Source organism: Agathobaculum sp. Marseille-P7918 (genome assembly GCF_900625105.1).
Lineage (GTDB): Bacteria > Bacillota > Clostridia > Oscillospirales > Butyricicoccaceae > Agathobaculum.
Map to the genome: position 1 here is coordinate 146,321 of NZ_UYYD01000001.1, position 25,493 is coordinate 171,813.

25 protein-coding genes and 1 riboswitch are annotated in these 25,493 nt (G+C 51.0%); of the genes, 17 read left to right on the forward strand and 8 right to left on the reverse strand.

Annotation, left to right across the window (positions count from 1 at the left end; translation table 11 throughout):
- From miaA to EJL02_RS00710, 16 genes are all read left to right on the forward strand, one after another.
- Entirely contained in the window at nucleotides 1-942 is a 942-nt protein-coding gene (gene miaA, locus EJL02_RS00635) for a tRNA (adenosine(37)-N6)-dimethylallyltransferase MiaA (protein ID WP_125114489.1), read from the forward strand.
- Between the two features lie 30 nt (nucleotides 943-972).
- Nucleotides 973-1,221, forward strand: coding sequence for an RNA chaperone Hfq (hfq, locus tag EJL02_RS00640; protein ID WP_206426942.1), 249 nt, complete (start codon nucleotides 973-975; stop codon nucleotides 1,219-1,221).
- 18 nt (nucleotides 1,222-1,239) lie between these two features.
- Complete coding sequence (locus tag EJL02_RS00645; protein ID WP_125114491.1) at nucleotides 1,240-2,520, forward strand: HlyD family efflux transporter periplasmic adaptor subunit; 1,281 nt, start codon at nucleotides 1,240-1,242, stop codon at nucleotides 2,518-2,520.
- Nucleotides 2,517-3,248 (forward strand): YggS family pyridoxal phosphate-dependent enzyme, encoded by a 732-nt coding sequence (locus EJL02_RS00650; RefSeq protein ID WP_243114367.1) that lies wholly within the window; start codon nucleotides 2,517-2,519, stop codon nucleotides 3,246-3,248. The genes EJL02_RS00645 and EJL02_RS00650 overlap by 4 nt, the downstream gene beginning before the upstream one ends.
- Before the next feature lie 12 nt (nucleotides 3,249-3,260).
- Nucleotides 3,261-3,761 (forward strand): cell division protein SepF, encoded by a 501-nt coding sequence (locus EJL02_RS00655; protein ID WP_243114368.1) that lies wholly within the window; start codon nucleotides 3,261-3,263, stop codon nucleotides 3,759-3,761.
- Between the two features lie 12 nt (nucleotides 3,762-3,773).
- Entirely contained in the window at nucleotides 3,774-4,040 is a 267-nt protein-coding gene (locus tag EJL02_RS00660) for a YggT family protein (RefSeq protein ID WP_125114492.1), read from the forward strand.
- Nucleotides 4,041-4,133: 93 nt separating this feature from the next.
- Entirely contained in the window at nucleotides 4,134-4,763 is a 630-nt protein-coding gene (locus tag EJL02_RS00665; RefSeq protein ID WP_125114493.1) for a DivIVA domain-containing protein, read from the forward strand.
- A 26-nt stretch (nucleotides 4,764-4,789) separates the two neighbouring features.
- Complete coding sequence (gene ileS / locus EJL02_RS00670; protein WP_125114494.1) at nucleotides 4,790-7,582, forward strand: isoleucine--tRNA ligase; 2,793 nt, start codon at nucleotides 4,790-4,792, stop codon at nucleotides 7,580-7,582.
- A 68-nt stretch (nucleotides 7,583-7,650) separates the two neighbouring features.
- Nucleotides 7,651-8,157, forward strand: a complete 507-nt coding sequence (lspA, locus tag EJL02_RS00675) for a signal peptidase II (RefSeq protein ID WP_125114495.1) — start codon at nucleotides 7,651-7,653, stop codon at nucleotides 8,155-8,157.
- Nucleotides 8,150-9,070 (forward strand): RluA family pseudouridine synthase, encoded by a 921-nt coding sequence (locus tag EJL02_RS00680; RefSeq protein WP_125114496.1) that lies wholly within the window; start codon nucleotides 8,150-8,152, stop codon nucleotides 9,068-9,070. The genes lspA and EJL02_RS00680 overlap by 8 nt, the downstream gene beginning before the upstream one ends.
- Nucleotides 9,067-9,879 (forward strand): HAD-IIB family hydrolase, encoded by an 813-nt coding sequence (locus tag EJL02_RS00685; protein ID WP_125114497.1) that lies wholly within the window; start codon nucleotides 9,067-9,069, stop codon nucleotides 9,877-9,879. Before EJL02_RS00680 ends, EJL02_RS00685 begins: the two co-directional genes overlap by 4 nt.
- A 157-nt stretch (nucleotides 9,880-10,036) precedes the next feature.
- Nucleotides 10,037-10,408 (forward strand): GntR family transcriptional regulator, encoded by a 372-nt coding sequence (locus tag EJL02_RS00690; protein WP_125114498.1) that lies wholly within the window; start codon nucleotides 10,037-10,039, stop codon nucleotides 10,406-10,408.
- Between the two features lie 14 nt (nucleotides 10,409-10,422).
- Complete coding sequence (locus tag EJL02_RS00695) at nucleotides 10,423-11,139, forward strand: hypothetical protein (RefSeq protein ID WP_125114499.1); 717 nt, start codon at nucleotides 10,423-10,425, stop codon at nucleotides 11,137-11,139.
- Nucleotides 11,126-11,602: a hypothetical protein gene (locus EJL02_RS00700; protein WP_125114500.1), complete on the forward strand. Its 477-nt coding sequence runs from the start codon at nucleotides 11,126-11,128 to the stop codon at nucleotides 11,600-11,602. The genes EJL02_RS00695 and EJL02_RS00700 overlap by 14 nt, the downstream gene beginning before the upstream one ends.
- A gap of 16 nt (nucleotides 11,603-11,618) precedes the next feature.
- Nucleotides 11,619-12,371 (forward strand): ATP-binding cassette domain-containing protein, encoded by a 753-nt coding sequence (locus EJL02_RS00705; protein WP_125114501.1) that lies wholly within the window; start codon nucleotides 11,619-11,621, stop codon nucleotides 12,369-12,371.
- Nucleotides 12,372-12,374: 3 nt separating this feature from the next.
- Complete coding sequence (locus EJL02_RS00710) at nucleotides 12,375-13,817, forward strand: hypothetical protein (protein WP_125114502.1); 1,443 nt, start codon at nucleotides 12,375-12,377, stop codon at nucleotides 13,815-13,817.
- Nucleotides 13,818-13,972: 155 nt separating this feature from the next.
- On the opposite strand, the gene EJL02_RS00715 is transcribed toward EJL02_RS00710, so the two are convergent.
- The 8 genes from EJL02_RS00715 to EJL02_RS00750 form a co-directional block, all read right to left on the reverse strand.
- Nucleotides 13,973-14,821, reverse strand: a complete 849-nt coding sequence (locus tag EJL02_RS00715; RefSeq protein ID WP_164510217.1) for a metallophosphoesterase — start codon at nucleotides 14,819-14,821, stop codon at nucleotides 13,973-13,975.
- 68 nt (nucleotides 14,822-14,889) lie between these two features.
- Nucleotides 14,890-15,504 (reverse strand): ECF transporter S component, encoded by a 615-nt coding sequence (locus EJL02_RS00720; RefSeq protein WP_125114504.1) that lies wholly within the window; start codon nucleotides 15,502-15,504, stop codon nucleotides 14,890-14,892.
- Nucleotides 15,505-15,594: 90 nt separating this feature from the next.
- Nucleotides 15,595-15,726: riboswitch (FMN riboswitch) on the reverse strand.
- A gap of 44 nt (nucleotides 15,727-15,770) precedes the next feature.
- The gene (locus tag EJL02_RS00725; protein ID WP_125114505.1) at nucleotides 15,771-16,376 is read right to left on the reverse strand and encodes a toprim domain-containing protein; all 606 of its coding nucleotides are present in this window, start codon (nucleotides 16,374-16,376) and stop codon (nucleotides 15,771-15,773) included.
- Nucleotide 16,377: 1 nt separating this feature from the next.
- Nucleotides 16,378-17,424, reverse strand: a complete 1,047-nt coding sequence (gene holA, locus EJL02_RS00730; RefSeq protein WP_164510218.1) for a DNA polymerase III subunit delta — start codon at nucleotides 17,422-17,424, stop codon at nucleotides 16,378-16,380.
- A 4-nt stretch (nucleotides 17,425-17,428) separates the two neighbouring features.
- Nucleotides 17,429-19,663: a ComEC/Rec2 family competence protein gene (locus EJL02_RS00735; RefSeq protein WP_125114507.1), complete on the reverse strand. Its 2,235-nt coding sequence runs from the start codon at nucleotides 19,661-19,663 to the stop codon at nucleotides 17,429-17,431.
- Between the two features lie 63 nt (nucleotides 19,664-19,726).
- Nucleotides 19,727-20,065, reverse strand: a complete 339-nt coding sequence (locus tag EJL02_RS00740; protein ID WP_125114508.1) for a histidine triad nucleotide-binding protein — start codon at nucleotides 20,063-20,065, stop codon at nucleotides 19,727-19,729.
- 43 nt (nucleotides 20,066-20,108) lie between these two features.
- The gene (alaS, locus tag EJL02_RS00745; RefSeq protein WP_125114509.1) at nucleotides 20,109-22,736 is read right to left on the reverse strand and encodes an alanine--tRNA ligase; all 2,628 of its coding nucleotides are present in this window, start codon (nucleotides 22,734-22,736) and stop codon (nucleotides 20,109-20,111) included.
- A gap of 353 nt (nucleotides 22,737-23,089) precedes the next feature.
- On the reverse strand, nucleotides 23,090-24,460 hold the full coding sequence (locus EJL02_RS00750) for an MATE family efflux transporter (RefSeq protein ID WP_125114510.1): 1,371 nt from the start codon (nucleotides 24,458-24,460) through the stop codon (nucleotides 23,090-23,092).
- Nucleotides 24,461-24,614: 154 nt separating this feature from the next.
- Between EJL02_RS00750 and EJL02_RS00755 the strand changes: the two genes are divergently transcribed.
- Nucleotides 24,615-25,481 (forward strand): helix-turn-helix domain-containing protein, encoded by an 867-nt coding sequence (locus tag EJL02_RS00755; RefSeq protein WP_125114511.1) that lies wholly within the window; start codon nucleotides 24,615-24,617, stop codon nucleotides 25,479-25,481.
- Nucleotides 25,482-25,493 lie beyond the last annotated feature (12 nt).

Below are 25,493 nucleotides of genomic sequence, written 5' to 3' on the forward strand. Positions count from 1 at the left end.
ATGGAAAACCGTTTGATCTGCATTTGCGGACCGACCGCCAGCGGGAAAACCGCGTTGTCGGTTGCGCTGGCCAGACAACTGCACACAGAAATCATATCGGCGGATTCGATGCAGATCTATCGCGGCATGGATATCGGTACGGCAAAGCCGACCATGGAGGAACGGCAGGGTGTGCCGCACCATTTGTTGGATGTTTGTGAGCCGAACGAGGCTTTTTCCGTGGCCCGATATGTGGAATTGGCGGATGCCGCCGCGCAGGACATCCTTTCGCGTGGTATGACGCCGATCGTCGTTGGCGGCACAGGGCTGTATATGGATGCGCTCATCGAATGCAGCACGTTTTCCGGCGATGAGACCGATCTGACGGTGCGGCAGAAATATCAGCAAATCGCAGATACACAGGGCAATTTAGCGGTGCATGCGCTGCTGGCTAAGGTGGATCCGGAAAGCGCGCAGCGCCTACATCCGAACAATCTCAAACGAGTGATTCGAGCACTCGAAGTATATGAACAGACCGGCATGACGATCGGTGAATTCAATCGCATGCACAAGCGCCCGGAACCAAAATATCAGGCGGTCAAGATCGGTGTTTGCCCTGCGGAGCGGCAGGTGCTTTATGATCGAATTGATCGGCGCGTGGATGAGATGCTTTCGGCGGGGTTACTGGAAGAAACACGGCGTTTGCTGCACCAGGGCGCTCTGTCCAGTACGGCGGCGCAGGCCATTGGCTACAAGGAGCTGCTGACCTATTTGGACGGGTCGGATTCTTTGGATTCTTGTGTGCAATTGCTCAAACAGCGCAGCCGGAATTATGCAAAAAGACAACTAACATGGTTAAAAAGGGATGACAGCATCCATTGGATTTATTATAATAGAGAAGAGGACTTCTCTTGCGTCTTACAGGATGCGACAGAATATCTGCAAAATCAAAGAGTACAATGATACCATAAATTGTAAAATATTGGAGGAGTCATTGTGCGAAACGAAATGAATCTGCAGGATCGGATGCTGTGCGCGCTGCGCCAGCAAGGAGTTACCACCACTGTTTTTTTGACAAATGGGTTTCAGATGCGCGGGGTTATCCGCGGGTTTGACAGCTTTGTTGTGATTCTGGACAGCGATGGCAAACAGCAAATGATATACAAACATGCCATTTCCACGTTGATCCCGCAGAATCGCATAGATCTGCATGCGCCGCGAGAGGAGCGTGCAGCAGAATGATTCGATACGAGGTTCTATATGCAGCAGCAAACCGAAAACAAACAACAACATAGAAGAAACCGTATTGACGGCAGCCGCCTCATTTTTTTGCTGATTGTTGTGGTCATTGTGGTCTACATGGGACAAAAAGTGATCAGTGCATTCTCTGTTACCACAGAAACCGTTCCTGCGGTACAGGTATCTGTCAACGACAGCATCGAAGCGGAAGGTTGGTTTTTCCGTGACGAAGTTCCGATCAGCGGCAGCACGGGAGGATCGGTCAAACATATCGTATATAGCGGTGAACGGGTACAGCAGAATGCGCCGCTTGCCATTGTGTATTCGGATGCGGATGCGCTTGCTTTGAGTCAGCAGCTGGATCCGCTGGAAAACCGGATTTCGCTGCTGAACACAGCTCTGCAATCCGCGACGGACGGCTCGGATGCGGCAAAACTCGATCAAATGATTATCTTGTCGCTGCAGCAGATGGCCGATCAGGCGAAAACCGGCTCGGGCAGTGCACTGTCGTCCTCTGCGGATTCGCTGCGTACCCTTTCTCTCCGACGGGAATCGGATAGCGTGGACACGGCGGCAATCACCGAAGAGCGCAATACCTTGGAAGCAGAACGAGATAGCCTGAATGCGCAGCTGTCCGGTCACACGACACAGTTGACTGCGCCGGCCGCCGGCTATTTTTCCGAAGTGGTGGACGGTTATGAAGATATCCTTACATTGGATGCGCTGGATGACCTAACAGTCGATCGTTTTCGGGAGCTGACACAGACCCAGCCGGCTGCCAGCACAGACAGCTGGGGCAAGATCATTCAAGGGTATACCTGGTATTTGGTTGCAGAAATTTCGCAGGAGGACGCTTCCCGGCTTTCGGTGGGGAAGAGTCTTCGTGTGAATTTTACGCAGGCATCTTTGGAGGCGCCGGTTACCGTCTACTCCATTGTGAAGGATCGCAACAGCGACTCTGCGTTGGTCATTTTGGCGGGCACGGAATTCAACAGCGAGATGGTTTCTATGCGCCAGCAACCGGTCGAAATCATCATTGCAACTTACACCGGCTTGCGCGTGCCGAAGGAAGCGGTCAGCGTGCAGGAAGTCACGGAAAGCGATGGTACGGTAACACAGGAGACCGGCGTATACATTCTCAGCGGTTCGTTCTCCAAGTTTAAGATTATCAATAAACTGTACGAGGCAGATGACTATTATGTAGTGGAGCAAAGTGCAACGAATTCGGACATGCTGGTGGAGCAGGACCAAATTATCGTGCGAGGAAAAAATTTGCAAAACAATATGGTGGTGAAGACATGACGGAGCAAGAAAACATGGAACTGACAGAGCGTATTAAGTCAGTTAAGGAGCGCGTAGCGCAGGCCGCTTTGCGCGCAGGAAAAAAGCCGGAAGATATCATTCTGGTGGCGGCGTCTAAAATGAATGATGCAGAGCGGGTTCGCGCTGCAATTTCTGCCGGAATCAAGGTTTGCGGAGAAAACCGGGTGCAGGAGCTGCTGGAGAAATATGAGCAGCACGCATATGACGGTGCGGATCTGCAATTTATTGGTACGCTTCAGACCAACAAGGTGAAATACCTGATCGGAAAGGTATCGCTCATCCAGTCGGTCGGTTCGGTCCATTTGGGCGAGGCCATCGCGAAGGAAGCGGCAAAACACAATGTCCGTCAGGATATCCTTCTGGAAGTCAATATCGGCAGAGAAACCGCTAAAAGCGGCTTGCTGATCGAGGAATTGGACGAAGCGATTGCACGGTTGAGCGAGAAACCGTCGCTTCATATTCGCGGCTTGATGGCAATTCCACCCATTGCGGATGAAATATCGAAAAATTCAAGCTACTTTACTGAAATGCATCAAGTATTTGTTGACATTTTGACGAAAAAATACGATAATGTAAATATGGATTATTTGTCTATGGGAATGACGAATGATTTCGAAACGGCGATTGAGTGCGGTGCGAATATGGTTCGCATCGGCACGGCGATTTTTGGTGCGCGTCCGTATCAGATCGTTTCGCCTAAAACATAAGGAGGAACTTTCATGGGTTCGATCAAAGGCTTTATCGATTGGGTTAAGGGCGAGGATGTAGAGGACGAATACGAAGAAGAAATGCCCCGTCAGCGCAGTGAAGAACCGGTGAAGAGCAGTGCAGCATCCTCGTATGAGCGGTCTTATGACAGATCGTATGACCGTTCCTATGATACCGCATCTGCAGACGCGGCTTCACCCCGTCGTGGAAATAAAGTAGTCAACATCAATACAACGACACAGCTTGCGGTTGTTCTGGTCAAGCCGGACCGCTTTGAAAATGCAGCAGAGATTGCAGATCATCTCAAGGACAAGCGCACGGTTGTGCTCAATCTGGAGCAAACCAACAAGGATGTGGCGCGTCGTCTGGTTGATTTTCTCAGCGGCGTTGCGTATGCAAACGAAGGAAAAATCAAGAAGGTTGCGAACAGCACATACATCATTACGCCCTATAATGTCGATATTATGGGGGATTTGATTGATGAACTGGAAAGCAGCGGAATGTATTTTTAAGGTCATAGCGCCGTGAATACAATAGTGGTATATGTGGTCAGCAGCCTGCTGCGGATTCTGGAATTTCTGTTTTTTGCACGGGCGATCATGAGCTGGTTTGCACAGGGCAGCAGTTCACAAATATACGAATTTCTGTGTTTGGTTACCGAGCCGCTGATCCAGCCGTTCCGCAGTTTGCTCAGCCGTATTGATGCGCTGCGAAACAGTCCGTTTGACTTGGCGTTTTTGGTGGCGTTCTTTGTTCTGATCGCGTTGGAACAAGTTTTATACATGCTCTAAGCCTGTCGAAAATACGGCAAAATAAGTGGTCGGGCTGCGCCCGACCATTTTCCCGTAAGGACGACAAAAGATAAAAAAACGGAGGAGAAACATATGACGGTACAGGAAATTCAGGAAATCGGCTTTGAAAAGGCGGTTTTCGGTGGGTATGATATGAAATCAGTCGATACCTTCCTGGAGCGCGTTGCAGAAGAATTCGCTGCCATGCAGAAGGAAAACGCTGCTCTGAAAGCGAAAATGAAGGTGCTGGTGGATAAGATCGAAGAGTATCGCGGCGTGGAAGACGGCATGCGCCGCGCACTGATGAGCGCTCAGACGATCGCGCAGGACACGATCGATAAGGCGAAAAAGGAAGCGCAGGATATCGTCTCCGCGGCAAAGGACGAGACGGAAAACAAGGTTAAAAATACGCGCGATGAGATCGAGCTGGAAGAGCAGAAGCTCGAAGCTGCGAAAAAGAATACGATTGAATTCATTGCGCGTGTTTCTGCGGTTTATCAGGCGCAGGCAAAGGCTTTGGTGGAACTGGCCAAGGCGGAGCAGCTGGTGCGTCAGCAGCAGGAACCGGCTAAGCCGGCAGCCCAGCCTGCGGAGCAGCAGGCGCCGGCGCAGCAGCCGAAGCAGGAAGAAAAAGCCGATGCCCCGATTGAGGACGCCACGCGCAAGTTTGATTTTGGCGAACTGAAATTCGGCGCCGATTATGACCCCAAGGAAGTAAAGTAACAAGCGAAAGGACTGAATACTGCACAATGCAGCAGGATTACAATAACACGATCAATTTGCCGAAAACCGACTTCCCGATGCGTGCGGGACTGCCCAAGCGTGAGCCGGGCTTTCTGGAAAACTGGGAAAAGAACGATCTGTACCACGAACTGATGAAGAAGAACGAAGGCAAGCCGCTTTTCGTTCTGCATGACGGCCCTCCGTATGCAAACGGCAATCTGCATATGGGGCATGCGCTCAACAAGATTTTGAAGGATTTCATCGTCCGTTCCCGCAATATGATGGGCTATCAGGCGCCTTATATTCCGGGCTGGGATACGCACGGCCTGCCGATCGAGCGTCAGGCGATCAAGGCATACGGCATGGACCGCGACAAGGTTTCCACGGCGGAATTCCGTTCCAAGTGCGAAGAGTTTGCGCATGACCATGTCAACACGCAGCGCAGCCAGTTCAAGCGTTTGGGCGTTGTGGGCGATTGGGATCGTCCGTATCTGACGTTGACGCATGATTATGAGGCAACGCAGATTGAGATCTTTGGCGAGATGGCCAAGAAGGGCTACATCTACAAGGGCATGAAGCCAGTTTACTGGTGCCCGCATGATGAAACGGCGCTGGCTGAGGCGGAGATCGAATATCAGGATGAGCCCTGCTCTTCGATTTATGTCAAGTTCCATGTGACCGATGATAAGGGCGGCAAGATTTCTGCCATCACCGGCAGCTTGGACAATGTTTACTTTGTCATTTGGACCACGACGACCTGGACCCTGCCGGGCAACCTTGCGATCTCGGTCAATCCGGTCTTTGAATATGATCTGGTTAAGGTTCCGTCGGGTGATATCTATGTGCTCGCCAAGGAACTGGTGGAGTCTGTGATGCAGGCCGCCAAGATCGACTCTTGGGAAGTGCTGGGCACGCTGCTTGGCTCGGATCTGGAACTGATGCGCACCAAGCACCCGATTATGGATCGTGACAGCGTTGTTATCTGCGGCGACCATGTTACGCTGGATGCCGGTACCGGCTGCGTTCATACAGCGCCTGGCTTTGGTGCGGATGACTTTATTGTCTGCCAGAAGTATGATATTCCGATCATCGTTCCGGTTGACGGCAAGGGTATGACGACAGAGGATGCCGGTAAGTACGCAAACATGTACTACGAAAAGACCACGCCGATCATTCTGGAAGATCTGAAGGCTTGCGGTGCGCTGCTGGCGATCGAAGAAATCGTGCATAGCTATCCGCATTGCTGGCGCTGCAAGAACCCGATCATTTTCCGCACGACCGAACAGTGGTTCTGCTCTGTGGATGCGCTCAAGGACGATGCGGTCAAGGCATGCGAAGGCATCCAGTGGATCCCGGGCTGGGGTCAGGAGCGCATGACCTCCATGATCCGCGAGCGTTCGGACTGGTGCATTTCCCGTCAGCGTGTTTGGGGTGTGCCGATCCCGATCTTCACCTGCAAGAAGTGCGGCAAGCCGCTGGTCAACGAGCAGACGATCAAGATTGTAGCCGATCTGTTCCGCGAAAAGGGTTCGAATGCTTGGTTTGATATGGATCCGTCCGAGATCCTGCCGGCTGATATCAAGTGCGAATGCGGCTGCGGCGACTTCGATAAGGAAACTGACACCATGGACGTATGGTTTGACTCCGGTTCGTCTTGGCGTGCGGTCATTGAGAATCGTGAGCATCAGTCTACGCCGGTTGATGTCTATCTGGAAGGCAACGACCAGTATCGTGGCTGGTTCCAGTCCTCTATGCTGACGTCGATCGCAACGCAGGGCAAGGCACCGTACAAGACGGTCATCACGCACGGCATGATCGTGGATGAAGAGCGTCAGAAGATGTCCAAGTCGCTTGGCAACGGTATTGCGCCGGAAGATATCCTGAACCAGTATGGTGCAGACGTGATGCGCCTGTGGGTTGCTTCTTCCGATTATCGTCAGGATATGCGTATTTCCAAGGACATGCTCAAGCATCTGTCCCAGAACTACCTCAAGATCCGTAATACGGCGCGGTATATCCTGGGTAATCTGTTTGATTTCGATCCCAAGACCGATATGGTTGCTTACGCGGATCTGCCGGAGCTGGATAAGTGGGCACTCATGCGCCTCAATGAACTGGTCGCAAAGGTTCGTGAGGGGTACGATTCCTATGAATTCCATACGGTATTCCATGCGATCCATAACTTCTGCGTTGTTGATATGTCCAACTTCTATCTGGATGTCATCAAGGATCGTCTGTATTGCGACGAAACGACCGGGCTGAGCCGCCGCGCTGCACAGACCGCGATTTATCGCATTCTCAGCGCTTTAGTGCGCATGCTGTCCCCGATCCTCTGCTTCACCGCTGATGAGATCTGGCAGTCCATGCCGCATACGGCGGAGGATGACGTGCGCAACGTGGCATACAACGAAATGCCGGTAGCAGATGAAACGCTGGCGTTCAGCGATGCGGACGTTGAGAAGTGGTCCAAGCTGACGGCGTTCCGCGATGATGTGAATAAGGCGCTGGAAGGTGCGCGCAATGCCAAGACGATTGGCAAGCCGCTGGAAGCCAGCGTGACGGTTTACGCAGATGCGGATTTGGCCGTGTTCCTGAACGGCTGCGGTCAGGATTTGGCGGATCTGTGCATCGTGTCCGAGCTCGCGGTTGTCGAAGGTGCTGGTGAGGGCACGGCAAGTGAGAACCTGCCGGGTATGACGATTGCAGTTGCCCGCGCGGCAGGCGAAAAGTGCCTGCGCTGCTGGAAGCAGTCCAAATCGGTTGGCACGGATGCAAAGCATCCTGGCCTGTGCGCTCGTTGCGCCAAAGTTGTTGGTTAACAGGACAAAGGGGAAGGGGAACAGAATGTTTTCTGTTCCCCTTTTTAAGCGGTAAGGAGTTTGCTCAGATGCTGTATTTTATCATTGCAGTGCTTATGATTGCACTGGATCAGGCCGTAAAATATTGGGCCTATACCAGCTTGCAGGCGCAGCACACGATCCCGCTGCTGGATAACATTTTCCATCTAACCTATGTGGAAAATCGCGGCGCTGCATTCAGTATGTTTGCGCAGTTTGATTCGCGCTGGATTTTTACTTCTTTGGCCGTTATCATTACGGTTGCAATCATCATTGCGCTGCGAAAGCATTGGGTGCAGACTGCGCTGGGGCGTTGGTCGCTGGTGCTCGTGGCGGCCGGTGCAATTGGCAATGCGATCGATCGTGTGGTGCATGGATTTGTGGTGGATTTCTTTGATTTTCGCCTGATTCATTTCCCGGTTTTTAATATTGCGGATATTTTTATTTGCGTTGGCGGTGTTTTGTTCATCGTATATTTTATGTTTCAGCACAAGGATGAGCAAAAAAGTATCGAGGATCAAAACACAGAGATGACGGAGCAGGATGACCATGAATGAACTGTGTTTGACCGCATCGGCAGATCAGGCTGGCGTTCGGGTGGACAGTTGGCTGGCGGAGCAAATTGATGGTTTGACCCGCTCTGCGGTGCAAAATCTGCTTTCGGAAAAGATGGTTTGCTGCAACGGACAGCCGCTCAAGAAAAATTATAAGCTGATCGGCGGGGAATGCATTACTGTTACTTTGCCGGAACTGCGCGAGGTCGATCTGGTTCCGGAGAATATCCCACTGGATATCATTTACGAAGATTCAGATATCATCGTTGTCAATAAGCCGCGCGGCATGGTGGTGCATCCGGCGCCTGGAAACTGGTCCGGCACGCTGGTCAATGCACTGATGTATCATTGCGGCGATAGCCTGTCCGGTATCAACGGCGAACATCGTCCCGGTATCGTGCATCGCATCGATAAGGATACCAGCGGATTGCTGGTGGTGGCCAAGAATGATGCCGCGCATCAAAGTCTTGCATCACAGATCGCTGCGCACACGGCATACCGTGGTTATGAAGCGATTGTCGTCGGAAGCCCGCGCGAGGATTCCGGAACGATCAATAAGCCGATTGCACGGCATAAGACCGACCGCAAGAAAATGGCGATCATGGAGGGCGGCCGGGAAGCCATCACGCATTATCGGGTGTTGCAGCGCTTCCGCGGATATACGCATATGGCGTTTCAGCTGGAAACCGGACGTACGCATCAGATTCGTGTGCACATGGCGTCTATTGGGCATCCGATTATTGGAGACCCGGTTTATGGCCTCAAAAAGGATCGTTTTTCCGACATTGGCGGGCAATGCCTGCATGCAGCACGTTTGACGCTTTGCCATCCGACGACACAGGAAATGATGCACTTTACTGCTCCGCTGCCGGAGTATTTTACGCAGATTCTGGATAAATTGGAGAAGATGGGATGAAAAAGTTTGATGGAATGCTGCTTGCCTGCGATATGGATGGTACGCTGCTGGACAGTGACCGTCAGATATCGGACGCAAATCTTCAGGCACTGCGTTATTTCACAGCACAAGGCGGACTTTTTTCTCTCGCGACCGGGCGCGCTTTTGCGGCTGTGACCGACTATATCGATTTGCTGCCGATCAATGCGCCATACAGCTTGCTCAATGGTTCGCTTGTGATGGATGCGCAGCATCGTGTGCTGCACTGCGCCGGTATGCCGGAACAATCACCAGATTTGACTCAACAGATCTTATCTGCTTTCCCGCAGGTCGGCTGTGAGGTGTTCCTGCCGGATCGGATTTTGGTTTGCCGGATGAGTTCGGAAACCGAGCATCACATGCGTGTGCTGCATTTGGCATATGATTGTGTGGAGGTGACGGATCTTCCGGATCCGGCTGGGTGGTGCCAAATCAATTTTACTGGAAAAGCATCCGAGGTGGATCCGGTGCGCGCATTTTTATCTCCACTGGCGGATAGCTTTCACGCGGTTTACACCATGCCGACATTTTGCGAAGTGACACGGTGTGGCGTCAGCAAAGGGGCGGCTATGATGCAGATTGCAGCGGATTGTGGTGTGCATCCCAAAAACATTTATGCCGTTGGTGACAGCGACAACGATTTGTCCATGCTTTGCCATGCGGCGGTATCTTTTGTGCCGCAAAATGCTGCACCGGATATTTTGCAGCAGGGAACCATACAGGTGCGTGACAACGATCATGATGCTGTGGCGCATGTAATTGAATATTTGGATCAATTTCAAAACGTCTGACAGAATGAACAATTCTGCCAGACGTTTTTCTATATCCGGGAAGCACTGCATGGAACGGTATTCTATTGACGTACAACCGTATTATAGATATAATACAGTTACAGAGAAGTGTATTATAGGAGTGATACACTTTGAGTGGGAAGGAGGCTGATACGGATTGATTTCATTTGATGATTTTCATATGGAAGAGGGAATACCGATCTATCAGCAGATCCTTTTGTACCTGAAACGAGGGGTTGTGGCAGGGGAGTTTCATAACGGGGATGAGCTTCCTTCACGCCGCATGCTAAGCGCGCTACTTGGAGTAAATCCGAATACCGTCCAAAAGGCCTATCGGCAGCTGGAAGAGGAGAACCTCATCTGTTCGCATACCGGCGCCAAAAGCTATATGGTTTTGGATGAAAAAAAGGTCGAACAAATTCGCAGGGAATTGCTGAAAAGCGATGTGAAAAGTGTGGTGCAGTCGATGAAGCAGATGGGGCTGTCCAAATCGGAGGCACTTCGATTGATTCAGGCATATTGGGATTGAGAGGAGGAAGGAACATGGGGAGAAAACATCTTTCTGTATTGATGTTATATGTGCGTGGCTGCATCTATCCAGCGCTTGCGGTACTGCTCCTTTTGGCTGCTGTGCAAACAGGATTATTCTGTTGGCTGATACAGCGTGGCGCAGGTTCGTTAGATGCCATTATGCAAAACAGAGGTTGGTGGATCACTTGGATGGTCGGCATCGTGCTGGTAATTGTGCTATTGTTCCGTATGCATGGAGGCAATTATACGGTACGCCGTTTGCGCATTTCTGAGCGCGCAGCCTTTCTATGGCAAAGCTTATCCTGCTTATTCTGTTATGTGCTTCTTTGGCTGACAGAGGTAATCCTTTTTACAGTGCTGTGTCGATATTATCTTAAGTTGCCGGCAGCAGCCAGCGCTTCAGAACAGACGCTGTTTCTTACGTTTTATCACAATACATTTTTGCATAGTATGCTGCCGCTCGAAGAGCTCAGCCGGTGGGTTTATTTGTTGACAGCTTTTGTGGCGTTGTCCATGGGAACTGCAAATGCAGTAGTACGCATGCGATATGGCAGCAAGCCGTTTCCGCTGCTTTTGGCAGTAATATCATTTCAATGGTATTTTTCGCGGTCGCTTGGCAGCCTGACGTCCGATGTTCTTGTCAGCCTGCTGCATTTAGCAATCATTGCTTACACCATTTGGGATGCATGGTTCAATATGGAGGAGGTGCCAAGTGATGAAAACAATTGATCTTTCGCGTCTCGCACCGCCGGGCACCGCGATCAAAGAGGAAATTAGACGCTTATGCGTTGGTCTTGCGGGTGCGACCGGCTGCGCGGTTCTGATTTATGGAGTCAATTATCGAAACGCTTATGATCTTCTGTTTGATCGTTATGGTGTGGATCGCGTACTGCGTCCAGATGCGGTCATGCCGCCCTTTGATGCATTATCATGGGGATCGTTGACGTTCTTTTATTTCGTCGCGCTTGGTTCGCTTGCGGCAGCGATTTTCCATCACTTCAGCTTTTATTCCGGCGGCAGCAAAAGTATCTATCTCATGCGTCGCCTGCCGCAGCGCTGGGAACTACTGCGGCGGGATATCACGCTGCCGATTGCAGGGGCGGCGATCAGCCTGCTGGCAGCGCTGCTGCTCAAGCTGCTGTTTATGGGAGTGTATTATTTTGTGACACCAGAGCAGTGTCTGGGAATTTGAATAGGGGGGATTTCAGATGCTGGAAATCAAGAACGTGAGCAAAAGCTATACGCTGAACCAGCGGCTGCATGGAAAACAGGCGCTCCAGTCAGTCGATCTGTCGATCGGTCCGGGCGAGATTGTCGGCCTGTTTGGAGAAAACGGTGCAGGCAAGACAACATTGATGAAGTGTATCCTTGGTTTTCTGCGGTACGATGGCGAGATCCTGCTGGACGGGGCGCCGATTACCTGCAACAATATCGAGCGATTGTCCTTCGCAACGAGTGAGCACTCTTTTTTTCCCAATCTAACCGCAGAAGCACATCGGCAGTTCTACAAGGAACACTTTCCACGTTTCATTGACAAACGATTTTATGGATTGATGGAGTTCTTTGAACTTCCGCTGCACAAGCTGCTGCACAGTTTTTCGACCGGTCAGAAAAACCAATTTGAAGTGATTCTTGCGCTGTGTCAGGGTGCGGATTATATCCTAATGGATGAACCGTTTGCAGGCAACGATGTGTTCAACCGGGAGGATTTCTATAAGGTACTGCTCGGCATTCTCGAGCCGAATGAGACGGTTATCCTGTCCACACACCTGATCGAAGAGGTTTCCAACTTCATCAGCCGCGCGGTGCTGATCCGCCAAGGGCAGATCGTGGGAGATGTATTGGCTTGTGATCTGGATGAAAGCGGCATCAGTCTGATGGATTATATTAAACAAACCTACCATTACAGCGCCGACCGCGTCAGCCGTGCGCTGAACGACATCACAGGTGGGGAGGGATGAGCCATGCGCAAAGCATTGGGTTTGATGGCGATACTGCTGATGCTGGGCATTGCTGCATTCGGCTGGTGCGCAAAAACCGTGTATGAGCCACACGATCAGGTGCAGTTTACCCAAACCGTGTTAGCCGGCGATCCAGCTGCGGCAAAAGGATTATCTGTCCAGACACATGCTACGTTAGGAAACCAGTTGTTCTGGGATTGTGCAACACTGTTGCAAGGGGATGCGCCTTCGATCACGCAGACGGAATACCGCTTTTCCAACACGAAGCAGCAGGAGGAAACAGAACAGTCTTATCCAGGCGTTGTGCTGTTTTCTGGACTCGATTCCAGCAGTGACTTTCTGGATATACCGGAAAGCCAATACACAGGCCTGGACCGTGCCTATCGGGAACTGTATGACAGTGCAGTACCTGGACAGGAATCGCAGAAAACCATCAAGGTTGCGGATTATTACGATTATTATCCGCTCGCGGGATATATCAGCTTACAAGGTATCCGTTACGATTTCGACATTTGGAGCCGCATGCTTCCGGGATATGATGCCTCGATACAGAATAAACTGGAGGAGTTTTTTCGTATTCCAGTGCTTCCGGATGAGAAACTCACGATTTTATTGGAAAAAGACAGCGCTGGTACGGTTATCTCCTCCGGAACGAGTACGGACGAAGGGGATCAGTTCAGTTTTTACACACAAGGAGTTGTTACGCCGCAAACTGTTTATTTCTCTTTCTATAATCGTACAAGTCAAAACAATATCGTAGATACTAGTTTGATTCCGGGTGGATATGGTATTTATGCGATGGACTATACGGCAGGAACAGTACAGCAGCAAGGAAATGCAACACAAACATTAGAAAGTGGGGAGTTGAATCTCGACAGTCTGCGGCTTGCATATCCGATTGATCCCAAAGAGGAGCTCCTTGATCTGCGTCAGTGGTCGGATGGAAAAACATTACTTTTATATACGCGAGAAGATAATACATACTATTTAACTGTGATCTTAATGGATACTATGCAGCGGGTGCAGCGACTGAAAATCCAGACAATAGCCAATTCTTATCTAGTCAATAATATGGTGTTGGAAAATCGTAGTTTTTTGGTCACTGTCATCGGTAAGACGGTAACTGTTTTGCTGCCAAACGGCGACGGAACATTCCGGATTGATATGCAGACGCCCAATACACTGGATTATCAGCAAATGCGATTTCTTGACGGTGAATCGATGGATTATCGGGATGGCAAATTGGCCGTGGTCTATGGAGCTGATGGCAGCTATACGGAAACACGCGATTACACAGGTTTTGATGTCATAATTCTGGATCAAGACGGCCTACAGTTTTGGGCGCGATACAAAAGCAGTCTGCAAAATGATCTGACAGGCGGATATAATACCGATGAAATTGTGCGGCTATTGTACAATCATCCAGTTGATGTGACATGGCAATAAGAAAAATCCGGATGCGAAAACGGTATGATCGTATCCGGATTTTCTATCGGCAATATCAAATTTTATATCCCCTCAATTATACAAAACTTTTCTTTTGTATAATTAAATATATTGCTTATTTCATTACCCTATGGGATGATAGATTCGTTTACTTGTCAGTTCATACCAACGATATCTACTACGACAATTTCCGGCGGATTAAAGATACGCGGTTTCCAGTCGCGTGCCAAGCCGCGGCCGACGATTTCTGTCATGGTTCCGCAGGTGTATACGCCGCCAGCGTATTTGGGAAACAATCCTTGGTTTGGTGCAATCAAGCCGTTGAGTAAATATGGGATACGCCATTGTCCGCCGTGTGCATGACCGCACAAGACCAGATCAAACGGATATTTTGCATATTCCAAAATATACTCCGGACGATGCGCCAGAAGAATGTTTAGCTGCTTGGATGGCAAATTGTGAAAGGATTGTAAGATACGCTGATACGTCGTTGCCTCTCCATAAGATTTGGGTCGTTGGTCACCTGTGGCCGCCGGGTCATCCACGCCGCAAAGCGTAAAACTGACTCCCTGGATCGTCACAGTTTCCTGCTCGTTACGAAGCACACGAATTCCATACGATTCGATCATATCAAAGATCTCTTCCGCTTGATTGCTCCAAAATTCATGATTCCCTGAGACATAATAGCATGGCGCAATGTCGGTGATTTGCTGCAACAACTGTTCGGCTCCAGCACGTGGCGCCTTATCATCTACTATATCGCCGCACAGCAAAATACAATCCGGTTTTTGCTGTTGGATTTGATAAATCAATTGACTTTGATTTTCGCCATATATACAACTATGCAGGTCGGAGAGCATCAGGAAGCGGATCCCCTGCCCCTCCCTTATCTTATTGGTCTCTAATTTGTAATATCGTGTGATCAATCCGCATTGCAGGCCGGCAATGCCGATACCAACAGCGCATAATACCAGTGCATGCAGAAATTTCTTTTTGATGGCCATGATGTGTCCTTTCTGAAAACAGAAAGGGACACGAACAGCAGTTCTGTTCATGTCCCCCATTTGACAGATTAGTTTGCTTTTTGTTTGGTATGAATGGCGATTTGCTTGGATTTGATGAAAACACTCAGCTTCTTATATGCAACCATTGTGATGATGGTCAGGATCACACCTTTGATCAAATTAAACGGTAAAACGCCAATCAGAAGATAGGCTGCCATACCGTTGATTGCAGGATTGACAGCACGACACAGATCAAAAATCGCATCCAGATTCCAACCCATGCCGTTGACGTAAAACGGAATGATGAGGAAGTAATTGGTCAGCATACCCATACACGCCATGGCAAGCGAACCGCACAAGCAGCCGACTACCGCCATCTTACGGGTTTTGTGTGCACGATAGATCAGAACCGCAATAATAACCAACGTTGACAGCATCAGAAAATCAGCCAACTCGCCGGAACCCGCTGTCTGGGTCTGCGTTAAATGAATCAAATCCTTGATGCCGATCATGGTGATTGCCGGGCCGATACCAAAAATGAAAGCACCGATCAATACCACTGCGCCGGACAAATCGACTTTAAGAAACGGCGGCATCAGTGGAATGGGAAATTCAAAATACATCAAAACGGTTGCGATAGCCGCAAAGACAGCGGTATAGGTGATTTTGCTTGTTTTGGTCATGAAGAATATCTCCTTTTTCAGGAGTTCTGTTTGGTTGGGTAATAAAAATGCCCTTGGAAAGCTCCAAGGGCGTGCAGACGTACCGAAATACACCTGTTTCTTCCATCCGGACTATAACCGTCGGTCGGGATTTACACCCGTCATGCCTTGCGGCTCGCAGACTATCGGACACAAGATCCGTATACTGCCGGTGGAGACTTTCACTCCGCCCTGAAACAGAACTGTTTATTTTTACAGTGCTATTATAGAACGATCAGCTGTTTTTGTCAATCCCCTACTGTTATGCTGGAAATAACCTTCTCGATTTCCGCGCGTGTGCTGACGGCGTTGATATATTCCAACAACGCATTGGCCGTCATATGCGCGGGTAGATCCAATGCTTTGAGCACGGCAGCGCGGCGATTTGCGCTGTCCTTTTGTCCGGATAAGCCCCAAGCGAAGAAATCCGCTTTATTAATGGGTTTGGCTTTCTGTGTTGCTTGCTCTTCCTCGTCCTCAAAGGTTGCTCCAGCGCGGCGCAGGGCCTCCAGAATCACTTCCGGACGCATCCCCTCCACGCCGAGCTTCCCTTCTTTGGAACCATGCCGTTTGCGACGTTCTTTGCCGGCAATATCCGGTATATAAGCCTGCTTGATGCTGCCGGGCGGCAATGCCCCTTTGAGGTAATTGCGAATGACAAATCCGGCTCCATCGCTGTCGGTCAGCACAATCAACCCGCGTGAAGAAGCGATGCGCCGCAGCAAGCGGAGCTGATCTTTGTCGTTAAAGATGCGAAATCCGCCGCTTTCCAGAACCACTGCATCCACAACCTGCCGAACTGTATTGACATCGTATCGCCCTTCAACCAAAATGGCTTCCCGAATGCGCTGCATGCTATCCCTCCTTCAGAGCGGACGCCATGGAAAGAAGCGTCAACTCAATTTGCTTTTGCCGATCCACCGCGCTGCCTTTGAGCGCGGCATCAGTCTGTGCGCACAGCGAAGCGGCTTTGCGAAGCCAACGCAGAGAGACACGGCGTGCGGCTGTTTGAATCTGTTTGGCGTAATATGGGGACTTGGAGCCGATCATCTCCATCAGCTGCTTCTCCCCGGCACGCGCTTCTGCGCATAACTTTGCGGCATACAATCGCTGGATATGCCGGGTGATGGTGGTGAAAATCATCACTTCATTATTTTTTTGCGCAATTAGATCACCGACCAAAGACACCGCGCGATCAAATTTTCCGGCCGTGATGGCGTCGGTCAAGTCAAAGACAACGGCATCCAAAACCGGCGAACAGACAGCGTCGATGTTATATTTCTTGATTTGCCCGGTGGTCGTATGGGCTGCGGCTTTTTCCATTTCCCCAGCGAGATTGGTCATGGAATTGCCGCACAGAAAAATCATATACGAAGCATCATCCGGTGCAATCATGCAGCCGAGCGCACGGGCGCGCCGCTCCAGCCAGGCCACCAGTTCGCGTTCTTCCATATGCGAAAACTCGGCAAAGCAGCCGATTTTTTGCAGCACCTTATATAATTTCGTACGCTTGTCCGGTTTGCCGTCCAAAATATCAAAATAGAACACCAAACACACATATTCAGGCAGATCGCTCAGTAACGCAGGCAGCATGTCAGAGAAGCCGGCGGGCGGTTTGTACAGGTCAAAATCCGTCAAGATAATCAGCTTTTTTTCCGACATCGCCGGGTAGCTGTCCACCGCTTCGGTCAGCTGTTCCGGTGTCATCCCCTTCCCTTCCAGTTCGATCAAATTGAAGTCTGCAAAGGTGGGATCGATCACGTTTTCCCGCAGCTGCTGCAAATAATATTCTTTCAAATAGCTTTCTTCACCGGAAATCAGATAGAGTGGTGCAAACTCCCCTGTTTTCAAATCGCGAATCAGCTGTGCCTTTCCGTTTGATTTGCTTTTCTCCTGTGACATGGTTTCACTCCTTTGTAAACTGCCGTACGATTTCGCCCTCAATATACGGACTTTGTATCGGCAGCCCATCATATTGCGATGCAACTTCTCCAAATCCGGCTTGTACGATAATCTTCTCCGCATGCATCGCGGTCAATGCCTGTGTCAGCAAGGCTTCATCTTCCATGTTGCTTTGTGAAAGCACGATTTCCGGAGCAGAGATCGAAACGGTTTCCAGATATGCGGCTAACTGCTTTTGCGTCGGACTGTGCAAAACCAGAATTTGATCGGCAATTTGCACGCCGGTTTTGCCGTCGGTGATTGGAAAGACCGTAATGGGTGCGGCGCCGGAATACAAGATCTCTGTCTGATCGATTTCTATGGCGCCGTACTGTGTGCAAAGTGCCAGCAGATCCGTATTGTACTTGGTGGTTTTGCATCCAGCCGGCATCAGAATCTCGCCTACCGGAACTGTTTCCAGCAGCGCCGGCAGATCTCGCGCGTGTCCCCGATCCACCGCAGTCAAAATCAGTGTATCGATGCGGTCAATGTTGTGGTAGCGCATCCATTTTGCAACCAGTTGCGCTGCGTCCCGATATCCGCCGTCTCCGGCACAATCGATCAAGGTGGCATGGCTCGTATCGGAAACCAGTATTGCTTGCCCGGTGCCGCATGGCAAATAGGTGACGCGATAGGTTTGCTGATATTGGTAGGTGCTCAAACCGCTGAAAAGAAGCAGAAATACACAAATCGTCGGCAATACGATCTTCCATTTGACGTGGCTGCCTACCATCAGCCAAAGTAAGACTGCGGCGAAAAAGAGAAACAGCGCGGCAAGACCGTAATTGTCGCCCCAGTTGACCAGGCCGAACGGAATGGATGATATCCGTTCAGAAACCCAAAGGATGTAATGCAGTGGCGGCTGGGTAAGCGCAGCTAAAGCCGGAACTGCGCCAGGGAAAATCGCTGATGCAATACACAGGAGAAACCCTCCGATAAAGCAAACCGCTGTGACCCCAACGACCAACAAATTGCTCAAAACGGACAAGATTGATACATAACCAAAGGCAGACAGTAAAATGGGTGTTGTAAATATGGTAGCGCAAACCGTACAGGACAGTGCGCCTGCGAAAAAAGCAAGGATTTTTCTTGAAATGTGTGACAGCCCATGAAATGGGTGCAGCAGTTTGGCCTGCATCTTCCCTGCAAACAGCACCAATCCCAGTGTAGCAGCAAAGGAAAGCTGCAAGCTGAGACTTGCGATGGCATAAGGATTTTGTATCAATAAGATCGCGAGCGCCGCAAACAAAGAATTTAGGGTGTTTGCCTCTTTGCGCGTGATAAATGCAGCAGCCGCGATCAGATACATGATTGCGGCGCGGATGACCGACGGGGACGCACCTGCGATCGGGACAAACAAAAGAATCAGAGGAATGGAACAATAGGTTCCCCATCTGCGGCCGAAAAGTAAATAGCAAAAGGCAACCAGAAATCCGACATGCAGGCCGGAAACAGCCACCAAGTGGCTCAGTCCGGCAATACGCAGCGACAGTGTATCACCGGAAGAAAGGTTGTCCGTGTTGCCGATCAGCAGGCCGGTCAAGAGGCCGGCTTCCCGCTCCGGCAAAGCAGTTGCAATGGCTTGCCGGCAGAAGCGCGCGATGCGCTGCGGCAGCCAACGGATCGATTTATTTTCCGTTTGCGTGACAGCAAAGGAAACCGGGGTATCATCTTCGTTTTTCGTATAGGAAGCGGTGATATAGCAGCCTTCGGATGCCTGATAGGCTGCCCGGTCAAACCCTTCCGAATTACCCGGCAGATAAAACCCGACATTGACTTTGATCCGATCTCCGGCTTGCAGCGGCGTTTCGGTCAACGGCAGATAGCAATACATCCGAAAACTGCGTGGCAGGACGTCGTTATCTTCCGCGGTTAATTCGGCGCGCTGATTGTCCTCATATACGGCAGCATCCTGCAAAACGGTTGCCGTGATTTCTGCGTGCGTTTCCGCAAGCAGACGTACCGGCTCGACGAAAACGGTTTGATACGCAGCAAAGCAGGCAGACGCAAGGAAAAAGGCGGAGAGCATACAAGAGAGCGTAAATAGCCGCCGGAAATCGATCAGCGCACCAGCTGCTGCCAGAGAAACCGCCAGCAAAAGGAGCGAGAGACTGGGCGGCAATGCCCAATGCAGGCATACAGTGCTGTACACGGCCGCCGCAGCTGGCGGCACCAAAAACACAAGCGGTCGCTCACGCATCTGTCTCCCTCTTTCCTGTGATGAGAAAAAAGAAGTGGCGGTGAGGCCACTTCTTTTTGTTAATCAGCCCGGAGGCCAGGTCATATCACGGCCGGAAAGCACATGGAAGTGCAGATGGAACACGCTCTGCCCCGCCTGCTCTCCAATATTGGAAACCACGCGGAAGCTGTCCATCTTCATATCTGCCGCAATCTTCGCGATCACCTCAAAGCAATGTGCGACAATTGCACTGTTGGAGGCATCCACAGCAGCCACCGATTTGATATGCTGCTTGGGAATCACCAGAAAATGTGTCGGTGCCTGCGGATCGATGTCATAAAAGGCATAGCACAGGTCATCTTCATAAACCTTGTTGGAAGGAATCTCTCCAGCAACGATTTTACAGAACAGGCAATCTTCCATTCAAACCGCTCCTTTCTGTTCTTCTGCTTCCATTATACCGGATTTAGATCAGCGATTCAACAATATTGTTGACCGCTTCCAGCGCTTCTTCCAGCTTCTCCGGCTGCTTGCCGCCAGCGGTTGCGCTGTCCGGACGGCCACCGCCGCCACCGCCGACCATCTTGGCGACTTCCTTGATGATCTTGCCGGCGTGTGCGCCCTTCTTGACGGCTTCTGCGCCGCAAACGCACAGCAGATTGATCTTGCCGTCGTTGACTGCAGAGAGAACTGCCACCATATTCGGCGCCTTTTCCTTGACGCTGTCGCCCATGGTGCGCAGGACATCCGCGGTTGCGTCCTCCAGCTTGGTTGCAACAACGTTGACGCCCTTGACATCGCGAGAAATGTTGAGCAGATCCACCATCTGCATCGATGCGATCTTGCCGTTAAGCTTTTCCAGCTTTTTGTTCATCGCACGCAGTTCGCCAACCGTCTGCTCAATCTTGGCAGGCAGCTCGTTCGGCGAAGTTTTGAGCGCTGCAGAAGCCTCGGTCAGCAACTGCTGACGCTCGTTGAGGTAGTTGAGCACTGCCTTACCAGTTACCGCTTCGATACGGCGTACGCCGGCCGCAACGGATGCTTCACCGATGATTTTGAACGAACCGGCCTTTGCAGTGTTGTCCAGATGTGTGCCGCCGCACAGTTCGATCGAATCACCGGCCTGTACCACGCGGACAACAGCGCCGTATTTCTCGCCAAACAGCGCCATGGCGCCCTTTTTCTTGGCGTCGTCAATGGACATTTCCTCGGTGATCACCGGGCTGCCGGCCAGAATTGCATCGTTGACCAGCGTTTCCACCTGTGCCAGTTCTTCCGCAGTCAGTGCAGCAAAGTGCGTGAAGTCAAAGCGGATATGGTCGTTGGCGGTGTAGGAACCGGCCTGCTCAACGTGATCGCCCAGCACCTTGCGCAGCGCCTTCTGCAGCAGGTGGGTCGAAGTATGCGCACGGCAGATCGCCTGACGGTATTCCGCATCGACCTTAGCCTGCACCTCATCCTCTACCGAGATTTCGCCCTCGGTGACGACACCGATGTGCATATACTTGCCGTCCTTGGTCTTCTGCACATCGGAAACGGTTACGGCACCATTCTTGCCTTCCAGAATACCGTGGTCGCCGATCTGGCCGCCCATTTCTGCGTAGAACGGCGTATGGTCGAGAACAACGGTAATTTTTTCACCCTTGGCTGCGGCTCCGGACGGTTCGCCCTCGTTAACGATCGCCAGCACCTTGGCTGCCTCGCCCAGCGTTTCATAGCCGTCAAAACGGGTCTTGATCGACTTGTCCAGACCCAGATCCTCGCTCTGCCAGCCCAGATCGCCCATCTTCTTGCGGTCTTCACGCGCGCGTTCGCGCTGCTCGTTCATCAGGCGGTCAAATTCCTCACGGTTGGTGGTCATGCCCTGTTCTTCGAGGATCTCGAGCGTCAGATCGATCGGGAAACCGTAGGTGTCATACAGCTGGAAGGCATCTGCCGCCGGCAATTCCTTGCCATTTGCTGCTGCAATGCGTTCGTTCAGAATAGACAGGCCGCTGTCAATCGTCTTGTTGAAGCTGGCTTCCTCGTTTTCAATGACCTTATGGATATACTTCTGCTTCTCGACCAGTTCCGGATAAGCGCCGCCGGATTCCTGGATGACGGTCGTTGCTACATCAGACAGGAACGGATGATCGATGCCGAGCAGCTTGCCGTGACGCGCAGCGCGGCGCAGCAGGCGGCGCAGCACATAGCCGCGGCCTTCGTTGGACGGGATAACGCCGTCGCAGATCATCATAACGGTCGAACGGATGTGGTCGGTGACGACGCGCAGCGAAATATCGGTCTTTTCGCTTTCGCCATAGTGTTTGCCGGCGATCTCGGAAACTTTGTTGGTGATGTTGCGGACGGTATCAACGTCAAACAGAGAGCCGACGCCCTGTACCACACAGGCCAGACGCTCCAGGCCCATGCCGGTATCGATGTTCTTCTGCTTCAGTTCGGTATAGTTACCATGGCCGTCATTGTCAAACTGCGAGAATACGTTGTTCCAGACCTCCATATAACGGTCGCAGTCGCAGCCGACCGTGCAGCCCGGCTTGCCGCAGCCGTATTCCGGTCCGCGGTCGTAGTAGATCTCGGAGCAAGGGCCGCACGGACCGGAGCCATGCTCCCAGAAGTTATCTTCCTTGCCAAAGCGGAAGATACGCTCAGCCGGAATACCGATCTGCTTGTTCCAGATTTCAAATGCCTCGTCATCATCCTCATAGATAGACGGATACAGGCGGTCCGGGTCAATGCCAACCCAGTCCGGGCTGGTCAGGAATTCCCAGCTCCAGGCAATAGCTTCCTTCTTGAAATAATCACCGAACGAAAAGTTGCCCAGCATTTCAAAGAACGTGCCGTGACGCGCCGTCTTGCCAACGTTTTCGATATCGCCGGTGCGGATGCACTTCTGGCAGGTGGTAACACGATGACGCGGCGGCTCCTGCTCGCCGGTGAAGTACGGCTTCATCGGCGCCATACCGGAGTTGATCAGCAGAAGCGACGGATCGTTCTGCGGGATGAGCGAAAAGCTCGGCAGGCGAAGATGCCCCTTGGTTTCAAAAAACTTCAGGTACATTTCGCGCAGTTCATTCAAACCTCTGTACTGCATTTTTGTTATCCTCCAAATTTTGATTTACAAAACAAAAAAGCCTCCGCCCACTCGTTAGGGGCGAAAGCATTTCTTCCACGGTACCACCCTAATTTGTGCCCATCAGGACACATCTTAGTGATCGGATATCGCGGATCAGGCGGTCTGCTTTCACAGACTGCTCGGAAGTGGCTGTCATTCGGATTGGCAAAGGGCTTGCACTCTCCCCTCTCGCTATCTGCCAAAGATCGAAAAACTCGTTTCCTCATTGCATTTGCATATTGGCTCTTATAAAAGTATATCATTTATTCCGCGTTTGTCAACAGAAAAACCGGCCTTTCGGCCGGCTTTTCGGGAGAGAGAAAGAGAAATATTCATGTAGATGATGCGGAATCCGGTCGGGTGACCTTTTTGACCCATTTCCAGCTGCGCAGCCGGATGACCACCGGAATCGCTTTATAGAGCTGATCCCATTTGAGTAGGAAGAAGACAATGATCGGCGGGCACTTCCACCAGAAAGCCGCCATGGCAGAAAATGGAACGATAATCAGCCACATACTGATGAGATTCATTTTGGCGCTGAAAGTGGTGTCTCCGCCGCCGCGGATGATGCCGTTGTCACAGGCCATTTGATAAGAAGTACCGACAGTCGTAATGGCGAGCACCAACATAAACTGCATGGACAGCTCATAGGCACGCTCGGTCAATGTGCCGCCAAACACCGCGAGGATGGGCACGCGCAAAATAAAAATCAAAAATCCGGAGCAGATTCCGATGGTAATAAACAATACTTGCAGTGTGGTGACAAGTGGATGCAGACGCTGCTCGTTTCCCTCGCCGATGGTGCGTCCAACCACAATACCCGAAGCGGAGGCTGCACCGTAGGCCACAACCGACAGCACCTGATATACCTGAACTGCGATGGCATTTGCCGCGGTCACGTCTCCGCCGAGATGGCCGAGAATACCGGTCTGCACCATTTGAGCCACTCCCCAAAGCGCCTGATTGATCAGAACCGGCGAGGAAACCCGGCCGTAGTCGCGGACATAGCTGGTATCGATATGCAGCAGCTTTTTTAGGGTCAAATTGAGTTTATGCTCTTTGAATTTCAGGTAATAGATGACGATCAAGAGTTCCACGCAGCGGGAAACCAGTGTTGCAACAGCCGCACCGCGTACACCAAGCTCCGGGAAACCCAGATTGCCGTAAATCAGGCAGTAGTTGAGGCAGACGTTGATGACCAAGGTGGAACCGGAAATGACATATCCGATTTTAACAATGCCGATCGAACGCAGCGACGCCACCAGGATGTTGGTTACGGTGAAAATGATGTAAGTAAAGCAGATGATCTGAAAATATTTTGCCCCTTCCGCAATCACCGCGCTGTCGTTGGACAACAGGCTCAAAAGCTGCGTCGGAAAAAGCAGCACAATGCCAAACATGATCACGGCCAGACTGCCGCCGAAGCGCAAAGCCACGCCGATGATGTGCGGGATGGGTTCCAGCTTTCCTTTGCCCCAGTATTGCGAACCGAGTACCACTGCGCCTTCCCCTGCGCCGACAACCAGCATTTGCAGCAAATACTGCACTTGGTTGCACAAGCTGACGCCGCCCATGGCGTCCTGACTGTATCGGCCAAGCATGACCGTATCCATCATGTTGACACCGTAAGTCAGCAGGTTTTGAAGCGCCAATGAAAGCGCCAAAACCATGAAGGATTTATAAAATGTCTTTTCCTTAATCATGTAAAACACCTTTGAAAAATGAGGATAAAACCGCATTTGTGACATCTTGCTGATTTCTATGATAGCATACTGGATTATGTTTCGTTTTGCAATAATAAAACACTGCAATTTATTTATATTTTGTGCTATCATAAAAACAGAGAGGTGATTTCACTTGAAGGTAACCAATGAACCGGGGGTTCTGCTTCGGTCGGAACGTTTTTTTTCCACGCCGTCTGCTATGGCGCGTTCGTTGTTTTTCTATGTCACTCGTGTCGGACATTACTACTATGATGAACGATATAACTTTTTGGATTCTTGTGACGTTGCCAATCAGGAAAGTCATAAAAACTTCTTTCTAACTTATGTTCGTTCGGGCACCATTTACTATGAGACATCTCAGCAATTTGCTGCCGAACAAGGACAGGTTGCATTGGTGGATTGCCGTAAACCGCACCGTTTTTACACCAAAGGCCCGGCAGAAGCCATGTGGATCCATTTCGATGGCGCCAATGCGGCTGCTTTTTTCGATCAGATTACCGCGTTTCGCGGCGGAAAGCAATCTTTCCGTCCTGCGCCGGACGGCAGGATCGAGCAGGAAATGGCGCAGATCATTTCCGGACTGCGCAGCGCAACCATCAGCGAAGTAGAGTGCTCCAAGTGTATTTATCGCATCCTATGCGCGTTGCTGTTTCCGGCTTCTGCGAAAAAGAACGTGATTGGAAACGATGCGATTTCAGAGGCGATCGGGTATATTGACCGGCATTTGTTTGAGCAGCTCAATGTGAACCAAGTGGCGTCTAAGGTGAATTTGAGCGCTTCGCATTTTTCCCGCTTATTCCGCAGCACAACCGGTTTTTCTCCGCACGAATATATCATGCTGCATCGCATTGACGAGGCGAAGGCCCTGCTGCAATCAACTTCCCTGTCCGTAAAGGAGATTGCTTTTCGAGTCGGCTACCGCAGTGAGGTGAACTTCATCATCGCATTCACGGACAAAACCGGTATGTCTCCAACGCAGTTTCGAAAAAATACATATTAACAAACAAAAGAG

Coding starts and splice junctions, on each gene's coding strand:
- alaS (WP_125114509.1), bottom strand. CDS start 22,736: ATGCAGTACAGAGGTTTGAATGAACTGCGCGAAATGTACCTGAAGTTT.
- EJL02_RS00665 (WP_125114493.1), top strand. CDS start 4,134: ATGACGGTACAGGAAATTCAGGAAATCGGCTTTGAAAAGGCGGTTTTC.
- EJL02_RS00700 (WP_125114500.1), top strand. CDS start 11,126: ATGAAAACAATTGATCTTTCGCGTCTCGCACCGCCGGGCACCGCGATC.
- holA (WP_164510218.1), bottom strand. CDS start 17,424: ATGTCACAGGAGAAAAGCAAATCAAACGGAAAGGCACAGCTGATTCGC.
- lspA (WP_125114495.1), top strand. CDS start 7,651: ATGCTGTATTTTATCATTGCAGTGCTTATGATTGCACTGGATCAGGCC.
- EJL02_RS00705 (WP_125114501.1), top strand. CDS start 11,619: ATGCTGGAAATCAAGAACGTGAGCAAAAGCTATACGCTGAACCAGCGG.
- EJL02_RS00680 (WP_125114496.1), top strand. CDS start 8,150: ATGAATGAACTGTGTTTGACCGCATCGGCAGATCAGGCTGGCGTTCGG.
- EJL02_RS00720 (WP_125114504.1), bottom strand. CDS start 15,504: ATGACCAAAACAAGCAAAATCACCTATACCGCTGTCTTTGCGGCTATC.
- EJL02_RS00695 (WP_125114499.1), top strand. CDS start 10,423: ATGGGGAGAAAACATCTTTCTGTATTGATGTTATATGTGCGTGGCTGC.
- EJL02_RS00750 (WP_125114510.1), bottom strand. CDS start 24,460: ATGATTAAGGAAAAGACATTTTATAAATCCTTCATGGTTTTGGCGCTT.
- miaA (WP_125114489.1), top strand. CDS start 1: ATGGAAAACCGTTTGATCTGCATTTGCGGACCGACCGCCAGCGGGAAA.
- EJL02_RS00715 (WP_164510217.1), bottom strand. CDS start 14,821: ATGGCCATCAAAAAGAAATTTCTGCATGCACTGGTATTATGCGCTGTT.
- EJL02_RS00740 (WP_125114508.1), bottom strand. CDS start 20,065: ATGGAAGATTGCCTGTTCTGTAAAATCGTTGCTGGAGAGATTCCTTCC.
- EJL02_RS00650 (WP_243114367.1), top strand. CDS start 2,517: ATGACGGAGCAAGAAAACATGGAACTGACAGAGCGTATTAAGTCAGTT.
- EJL02_RS00645 (WP_125114491.1), top strand. CDS start 1,240: ATGCAGCAGCAAACCGAAAACAAACAACAACATAGAAGAAACCGTATT.
- EJL02_RS00725 (WP_125114505.1), bottom strand. CDS start 16,376: ATGCAGCGCATTCGGGAAGCCATTTTGGTTGAAGGGCGATACGATGTC.
- EJL02_RS00710 (WP_125114502.1), top strand. CDS start 12,375: ATGCGCAAAGCATTGGGTTTGATGGCGATACTGCTGATGCTGGGCATT.
- EJL02_RS00685 (WP_125114497.1), top strand. CDS start 9,067: ATGAAAAAGTTTGATGGAATGCTGCTTGCCTGCGATATGGATGGTACG.
- EJL02_RS00735 (WP_125114507.1), bottom strand. CDS start 19,663: ATGCGTGAGCGACCGCTTGTGTTTTTGGTGCCGCCAGCTGCGGCGGCC.
- EJL02_RS00655 (WP_243114368.1), top strand. CDS start 3,261: ATGGGTTCGATCAAAGGCTTTATCGATTGGGTTAAGGGCGAGGATGTA.
- ileS (WP_125114494.1), top strand. CDS start 4,790: ATGCAGCAGGATTACAATAACACGATCAATTTGCCGAAAACCGACTTC.